This is a genomic window from Caldanaerobius polysaccharolyticus DSM 13641, from assembly GCF_000427425.1.
Taxonomy (GTDB): Bacteria; Bacillota; Thermoanaerobacteria; order Thermoanaerobacterales; family Caldanaerobiaceae; genus Caldanaerobius; species Caldanaerobius polysaccharolyticus.
In genome coordinates, this window is record NZ_KE386494.1 from 454054 (window position 1) to 460444 (window position 6391).

The window sequence follows — 6391 nt, forward strand, 5'->3', positions numbered from 1 at the left end:
CCTTTCTATCGTTACAAACCAAATAATTTAACTGCCTGTTTCATTTTATTAATAATATCCACACCAAATGGACAGTTTTTCATACATATCCCACATTCAATGCACTCACTGGCGTGATGTTCTAATAAGTTATAATGATTCTTTAATGTTTCTGGAACATTTTCTTGAATTAATGCTAAATCCAAATATTTATTTACTAATGCAATATCTATCTTTTTGGAACATGGGGCACAATGTCCACAATACATACAATGTCCACTAAATGAACTTCTTGGAGCATTTGCAAGAACTTCACTATAATCTTTTTCTTTATTACTTGCAGTGACATAAGCGGTTGCTGCAAGTATTTGATTTGTATTAGATACTCCAACCATTACGGAAGCAACTGCCGGTCTGGTTAAACAGTAATGTAAACATTGTACTGGGGTCAGTGCTTTTTCAAAAGGCGATTCTTTGTCACTTAGCAACACTCCAGCAGCATATCCTTTCATAACAGTTAAAGCAACACCCGCATTTTCACAAGTCCGGTATAACCTGTCACGCTTTGGATCAATACCTTCATAGGTCCTGTTTTTAAAAGTACTTTCTTCAAATAGTATGTTTACATCCTCAATAGCTGGTAACATATCATAAGCAGCATTGATACTAAATAAAATTACATCAATTATTCCTGTTTCCACTGCTTTGAAAGCAATATCTGTATTATGTGTTGATATTCCTAAAGACTTAATTACCCCTTTTTCTTTTAATCCTTTCGCATATTTTATTATTTCTCCATTAAAAATGTTATTAAAATCTTTTTGATCATCAACATAATGAATCATCCCTACATCGACATAGTCTAACTGCATTCTAGTTAAAAAGTCTTCATATGCATTGACAACTTCATTAATATCCCTAGTACGCCGGTATTGTCCTCTATCCCAGGTAGAACATAGATGTCCTTCAATAACAAAACTGCTTCGAGGATATTTACTTAACGCTTTACCAACATTACTTCTAACTTCCGGATTTGAATTATATAAATCAAAAAAATTAATACCTTCTTTGATGGCACAATCAATAATTGCTTCGCAATCTTCATAACCTTTATTTTCAAATCCTTCACCACCAATACCAATGACACTTACTTTAATTCCTGTTCTTCCTAAAATTCGATATTCCATATTATACACCTCATAATTAAGGATATCACTTTGAGTTAACTCCAAGAAACATCTATAAAGGAAAAAACGAAAAAACTCTTATTCTATTTTTTTACAAACTTGTATTCATTTGGACTGTATCGAGGGTCAATATTAGTATATTTTTTTAAAACCTCTTCAATTTTTGCAAGATCTTCAGCAGTTAAGTTAACATCTGCTGCACCAGCATTTTCTTCAAGATATTTTCTTCTTTTCGTTCCAGGAATAGGAATGATGTTATCATCTTGTGCCAAAACCCACGCTATGGCAAGTTGTGCAGGCGTAATATTCTTTTCTGCTGCAATGGCCGCAAATTCAGAAGCTAATCGTTGATTGTTATCTAAATATTCACCTTTGAAACGTGGTAATCCAGTTCTAAAATCATTTTCATCAAGAATATTTACATCAATCTTATTGGTAAGCAATCCTCGATTTAAGGGAGCAAATGGAACAAATGTTATACCTAATTCTTTGGTTAATGGCAATATTTCTTTTTCAACATCACGAGTAAGCAAAGAGTATTCGCTTTGTACTGCTGCAATTGGATTAACAGCATATGCTCTTTTTAGATCCTCAGGAGTACACTCACTTAGGCCTAAATAACGTACTTTTCCTTCTTTCACCAATTCCGCCATAGCTCCAACTGATTCTTCAATAGGAACTTTAGAATCTACTCGGTGTAAGTAAAGAAGATCAATTGTGTCAACTTTTAATCGTTTTAAGCATTTTTCAGCTGCTTCCTTAATATACCTTGGAGAGCCATCAATATAAGTGCTTCCAGGAGCAAAAGGATCTTCATACCCATCTTTTAATCTAAAACCAATTTTGGTTGCAAAAAAGATTTTGTCACGATTTTCAACCAAGGCTTTGGAGATTAACTCTTCATTAGCTCCATTCCCATAGATATCAGCAGTATCCCAGAAGTTAATACCTAATTCTAATGCACGTTTTAAAGTTGCAATAATTTCTTCGTCATTTGGTCGTCCGTATGCAGCACTCATTCCAATACAACCTAATCCTACTGATGATAATTCGATGTCTGTTTTTCCTAATTTTCTATATCTCATATTATGTTTCCCCCATTTCATTAATTCTTTCAAGTTTTTGTAAAAAAGTTTACTCTCCATTATTAGCTTACAACTTGGAGTTCACTTCAAGTCAAGTATTTTTCAGTATAGATAAAAAATTGCTTGACTTGGAATTAACTCCAAATATTAAACTATTGACTAGAGGTTATGATATGACGACTACAGAAACTAGTGAACAACTAGGCATCATACCGCATGAACTACACAAAAAAGTAATCTGATTGTAAAGGAGGTTCACCATGATTTACAAACCGTTTCATGACTTGCAGCTTTCTCAACTCGGCATGGGCGCTATGCGCCTGCCTACCATAGGAGAACGCGGCCCGATAGACGAGGATAAGGCAAGGGAGATCATTGAATACGCCTATGAGCATGGGGTAAATTACTTCGATACGGCTTACGGATACCATAACGGCGAATCAGAGAAATTCGTGGGCAAGGTGCTGAGTCGGTACCCCCGCGAAAGCTGGTATCTTGCCTCGAAAATGCCGGGCCACATGATGCGTTTTAACAACGGGCGGTTGGAATTTTCGGGGTATTTAGCTGGTCACCCGCTGGCCTCGCCTGCCGAAATCTTCGAGAAACAGCTGGCCAAATGTGGCGTGGACTACTTCGACTTCTACCTTCTGCACAACGTGTGCGAGACCTCAATCGACATCTATATGAATGAAGAGCTTGGCATCCTGGATTATCTGCTGGAGCAGAAAAAAGCGGGTAGGATCCGTTACCTTGGTTTTTCCACACACGCAATGCCTGAAACCCTGGAGCGCTTTCTCTCATGGAGGGATTGCTTCGACTTCGTACAAATCCAGCTTAACTATATGGACTGGACGCTGCAGAACGCCAAGCGGAAGTATGAGATTCTCGCCGAACGCAACATCCCCGTGATAGTCATGGAGCCCTGCCGGGGCGGCAGGCTGGCTTCCCTGAACGATGAAGCCAACGCGATGCTGAAACAAGCCCGCCCCAACGATTCCATCGCCTCCTGGGCGTTCCGGTTCGTCAAATCCCTGCCTGGCGTTCTGGTCGTCCTCAGCGGAATGACCCAGCTAGATCAGGTCATAGACAACATCAAGACCTTTTCTGACCCTACCCCACTGACGGAGGAAGAAAACGAGCTGCTACTGAAAAAAGTGATGTCCACTCTGGTGCATCTAGTCCCCTGCACCGCATGTCGGTATTGCTGTGATGGCTGTCCCCAGAACCTGGATATCCCCAAGCTGATCTCTCTGTACAACGAGGTTGCTTTCGAGCCATCTCCCTCCGTTAATTTCGCTATCGCTGCCCTGATGGACGACGAATTGCCCTCGAACTGCATTGCCTGCGGCAAATGTAAAGAGATATGCCCACAAGGCATCGATGTCCCTGAGATCATGAATAAGTTTTCTGAAGCCCTAGCAAAGATGCCACAGATTGCCTCTCTGCGCAGAAGATAGGTGGCATATAGCTTGCTTTGCCTAGAAAATCTAGAAAATTAAGAAAAAATGCATCTGTCACCACAGATAGATGCATTTTTTTAAACCAGCTTTGAATGAAAACAGGATGCAGATAACCTGGAAATTCTTCCACTGGCCACGCTTAAAAATGTAAGCAAATGATATACGGAAGGGATCAAGTCCAAATTTTTGTGTAAAAATCCCTCTGGCTAGAACCAGGTGTTTCTATCATCAACAGTTAGCCTATTATACCGCCCCCGATCCTTTAGATGTTAAAGATACGCTATCGTCGGGCTTTGACCGTCCTTGACACCGGAAGCCTCCAGCGGTCATTAAAAGCTACTGGTGGTAACAAAGGTCATCTTATTGGAACAACCTTTTCCCCTGATTTTTTTGAGTTTTCCCTTTGACATTCAAAATACTCGTCCATATCCAAGTACTTCTTGCCAGAAGCCCATTTTTCATCTTACTCCATTAGTAAAGTTCCGATTAGCCGGATAGCTGATTCCCGGTTGGGAAATATCCTTATACTTTTCACGCCGGCGGATTTCTTCATTTTGCCGTTCTAAACTATTGGTGGTACGAAGTCTTTTCCGATAACGCTCAGGAAGCTCTAAGACCGCTGTAACATCTTCAAATCCGGCTTCTAATTCATCCATAGCCTTAGCAGCTTTAGTTCTGTACTCATCTAACACCTGGTTTAGTAGCATTCTTGCTGTTTTGGTATCTGGAGCCTCTAATATTGCTCTTACTTTGGCATGGATTTCTTTTTGTAGGGCTTTCGGAGTTTTTTCGAGGATATTACGCATAAAATGAGTCTGACACCGCTGCCAGGTCGCCCCTGAAAATACTGGCGAATAGCTCGTACAAGCCCGTTGTGATGGTCAGAAACTACGAGGTCGACACCATCTAAACCTCTCTGTTTGAACCATGAGAAGAATTCGCTCCAGCTTTCTTCTGATTCACTATCACCAACCATAAAACCTAATATTTCCCGGTATCCTTCTTCATTTATGCCAACAGCAGACAATAGGTTCAAGGTTTTAACAAAGCTCAGAAATTGTAGATTTTGAAAACTCAATGCCGCAAAGTTCATAAGTGATTTCTTCAATTTTTCGTGTAGATACTCCGTTAACCACCATTTCCATTAATGTCAGTAAAAAAGCTTGCTCGCTTCGCTGGTAACGGCAAAAGATGTCAGTAGTGAGCTTGCCGTTGCGAAGCCTAGGAACTTTTAGTGTAATAGTGCCAACTCGTGTTACTAAATTTCTTGGATAATAACCGTTAAGTAGTCTTGCCTTTCTTCGGTTCTTTCATAAGGTTCAGCTTTAATTTGCTCTGTAGCCTGGGCCTGCAATATTTGATTGATTACTGATTCTAAAAGTTTGGCCATTCCTTCATCTTTAGCTCCTTTTACAAAAAGATGATGCAGAATTCAGAATCAATGGTAATATTATATTGAGCCATTTCTCATCCTTCCAGGTTAGGTTTTTGGTTTTGTTTTCACTCTTAATTGTAACCAGAGGGTGGGGGTGGCTCAACCCTTTTTTACACAATTATACGGACTTAACTCGGAAGGGGGGCAAACATGGAACTAATGGAAATAATCATGGTAAAACGTACATCTTGAAATACAGTTACATCATAATTACTGCAGTAGTTGCACGTGCAATGAGTGACACAGTTGCAACGCCTGTCACACCAGTATGAAGAACGACTCGGCCACTCGGATGTGAATTCGTTGTCATCAAAACCAAAACAAAAAGTCAAGGTTCCTGAAAACCTTGACTTTTCAGCATATAAAAAAAGCTGGCAATAGGACTCGAACCTACAACCTGCTGATTACAAGTCAGCTGCTCTACCATTGAGCTATGCCAGCTTATTAAACATATAATGCCCCAGGACGGAATCGAACCGCCGACACGGGGATTTTCAGTCCCCTGCTCTACCGACTGAGCTACCGGGGCGGTAGATGGGCCTTCAGGGACTCGAACCCCGGACCGACCGGTTATGAGCCGGTTGCTCTACCAACTGAGCTAAAGGCCCTTGGCCATGACCCCGAGGGGATTCGAACCCCTGTTACCACCGTGAAAGGGTGATGTCCTAACCATTAGACCACGGGGCCATTTTCAATTATAAAACCTTGCCAGGATAAAGGGGGGTGGGTATAAGGTCAAGGCCTCGACCTATTAGTACTTACCAGCTTAAAGCATTTCTGCTCTTACACCTTAAGCCTATCTACCTCGTCTTCTTCGAGGGGTCTTACTACCTTTCCGGTATGGGAAATCTTATCTTGAGGCGTGCTTCACGCTTAGATGCTTTCAGCGTTTATCACTCCCGGACTTGGCTTCCCAGCTGTGCGGTTGGCACCGCAACTGGTGCACCATCGGTCCGTCCTTTCCGGTCCTCTCGTACTAGGAAAGGCTCCTCTCAAATTTCCTACGCCCGCGACGGATAGGGACCGAACTGTCTCACGACGTTCTGAACCCAGCTCGCGTACCGCTTTAATGGGCGAACAGCCCAACCCTTGGAACCTACTTCAGCCCCAGGATGCGATGAGCCGACATCGAGGTGCCAAACCTCCCCGTCGATGTGGACTCTCGGGGGAGATCAGCCTGTTATCCCCGGGGTAGCTTTTATCCGTTGCGCGATGGCTATCCCACTCTACACCACCGGATCACTA

At 41.7% G+C, this 6391-nt stretch carries 3 protein-coding genes, 4 tRNA genes, 1 pseudogene and 2 other annotated features (1 of these 10 cut by a window edge); of the genes and pseudogenes, 1 reads left to right on the forward strand and 7 read right to left on the reverse strand.

Going from position 1 to position 6391, the window contains the following annotated elements:
• Positions 1-11: 11 nt before the first annotated feature.
• Positions 12-1166, reverse strand: coding sequence for an aldo/keto reductase (locus CALPO_RS0103190; RefSeq protein WP_026486037.1), 1155 nt, complete (start codon positions 1164-1166; stop codon positions 12-14).
• Between the two features lie 83 nt (positions 1167-1249).
• Positions 1250-2251, reverse strand: a complete 1002-nt coding sequence (locus CALPO_RS0103195) for an aldo/keto reductase (protein ID WP_026486038.1) — start codon at positions 2249-2251, stop codon at positions 1250-1252.
• A gap of 260 nt (positions 2252-2511) precedes the next feature.
• On the opposite strand from CALPO_RS0103195, the gene CALPO_RS0103200 reads away from it, so the two are divergent.
• Positions 2512-3708: an aldo/keto reductase gene (locus CALPO_RS0103200; RefSeq protein ID WP_026486039.1), complete on the forward strand. Its 1197-nt coding sequence runs from the start codon at positions 2512-2514 to the stop codon at positions 3706-3708.
• 358 nt (positions 3709-4066) lie between these two features.
• Here CALPO_RS0103200 and CALPO_RS13155 read toward each other — a convergent pair.
• The 5 genes and pseudogenes from CALPO_RS13155 to CALPO_RS0103230 form a co-directional block, all read right to left on the reverse strand.
• A pseudogene (locus tag CALPO_RS13155) lies at positions 4067-5175 on the reverse strand (IS256 family transposase).
• Positions 5176-5515: 340 nt separating this feature from the next.
• A tRNA-Thr gene (locus CALPO_RS0103215) sits at positions 5516-5587 on the reverse strand.
• A 15-nt stretch (positions 5588-5602) separates the two neighbouring features.
• Positions 5603-5675 (reverse strand) — tRNA-Phe (locus CALPO_RS0103220).
• Positions 5676-5681: 6 nt separating this feature from the next.
• Positions 5682-5754 (reverse strand) — tRNA-Ile (locus CALPO_RS0103225).
• A 7-nt stretch (positions 5755-5761) separates the two neighbouring features.
• Positions 5762-5833 (reverse strand) — tRNA-Glu (locus CALPO_RS0103230).
• 56 nt (positions 5834-5889) lie between these two features.
• Positions 5890-6152: a sequence feature (23S ribosomal RNA rRNA prediction is too short), on the reverse strand.
• 19 nt (positions 6153-6171) lie between these two features.
• Positions 6172-6391 (reverse strand) — a sequence feature (most likely nonfunctional fraction of RNA operon); it runs 287 nt beyond the window's last position.

Bases quoted from the DNA above. Each gene is read 5' to 3' on its own strand.
- CALPO_RS0103190 (WP_026486037.1), bottom strand. From the start codon at position 1,166: ATGGAATATCGAATTTTAGGAAGAACAGGAATTAAAGTAAGTGTCATT.
- CALPO_RS0103195 (WP_026486038.1), bottom strand. From the start codon at position 2,251: ATGAGATATAGAAAATTAGGAAAAACAGACATCGAATTATCATCAGTA.
- CALPO_RS0103200 (WP_026486039.1), top strand. From the start codon at position 2,512: ATGATTTACAAACCGTTTCATGACTTGCAGCTTTCTCAACTCGGCATG.